This is a genomic window from Roseomonas sp. TAS13, assembly GCF_001950415.1.
Lineage (GTDB): Bacteria > Pseudomonadota > Alphaproteobacteria > Acetobacterales > Acetobacteraceae > Roseomonas > Roseomonas mucosa.
In genome coordinates this window covers 1-1237 of the sequence record NZ_BDLP01000666.1, presented here as the reverse complement: position 1 = coordinate 1237, position 1237 = coordinate 1, and the positions used below count along the sequence as shown (strand labels likewise).

At 73.2% G+C, this 1237-nt stretch carries 1 protein-coding gene; it reads left to right on the top strand.

Features of this window, described 5'->3' with window-relative positions:
• On the top strand, positions 1-1237 hold a 1237-nt coding region (locus ROTAS13_RS24670; RefSeq protein WP_075823678.1), incomplete at both ends, for a nucleotide sugar dehydrogenase.

The window sequence follows — 1237 nt, the reverse complement described above, 5'->3', positions numbered from 1 at the left end:
ACACCTCTCTATGCTGACGTCGAGACTTGTGATCAAGAGACAGGCTTCGACATCGACCCGGACAAGGTGGCGGCGGTGCGGGCCGGGCGCTCGCCCGTCCACGGCATCGCCGATTCGCGCGTGGCGGCCGCGAGCATCGAGGCCCATGCCGGCATGGCGGCGGCGGCGGCCTGCGACGCGCTGGTGATCTGCGTCCCCACCCCGATCGGCCCGCACAAGGAGCCCGACCTGTCCGCCGTGCGCGACACGCTGCGCGCCCTGCGGCCCTTCCTGCGCCCCGGGCAGGCGCTCTCGCTGGAAAGCACCACCTATCCCGGCACCACCGAGGAATACGTGCTGCCCGTCCTGGCCGAGGCCGGGCTGCAGGCCGGCCGCGATGCCTTCTGCATCTACAGCCCGGAGCGCGAGGACCCCGGCAACCCCGAGGGCACGGTGGGCCGGGTGCCCAAGCTGGTGGCCGGCGCCACGCCGGCCTGCCGCGCCGTGGGGGAGGCGCTCTACGCCCCCGTGGCGGGCTCGGTCGTGCCGGTCTCCTCGCTCGCCGTGGCGGAGCTGGCGAAGTGCTACGAGAATGTCTTCCGCGCGGTGAACATCGGCCTGGTGAACGAGCTCAAGCGCCTCAGCCACGCCATGGCCATCGACGTGCACGAGGTGATCGACGCCGCCGCCACCAAGCCCTTCGGCTTCATGCCTTTCCGCCCCGGTCCCGGCCTCGGCGGCCACTGCATCCCGGTGGACCCCTACTACCTCGCCTGGAAGGCGCGGGAACTGGGCGTGCCGAGCGACTTCATCGAGCTGGCGGGCCGGGTGAACGATGCCCAGCCGCATTACGTGGTGAACCGCCTGCGCGACGCGCTGGACGCGCGTGGCCGCACCCTGCGCGGCGCCCGCGTGCTGCTGCTCGGCCTCGCCTACAAGCCCGACGTGCCGGACACGCGGGAAAGCCCGGCGGTGGAGATCTTCCGCATCCTGGAGGGCCATGGCGCGGCCTTGGCCTACCACGACCCGTTGGTGCCGCGCTTCCCGGTGACGCGGCGCCTCGCCGGCACGGCGCCGGAGCTGCGCAGCCAGGACCTCACCCCCGCCCTGCTGGCCGGGCAGGATGCGGTGGTGATCGTGACCCCCCATAGCGACATGCCGCTGGAACTGGTGCGCCGCCATGCCCGGCTGGTGGTGGACACGCGCGGCGCCCTGCGCCAGCCCGGCCTTTCCCGGCCGGCCCCGGCACCCGCCATGC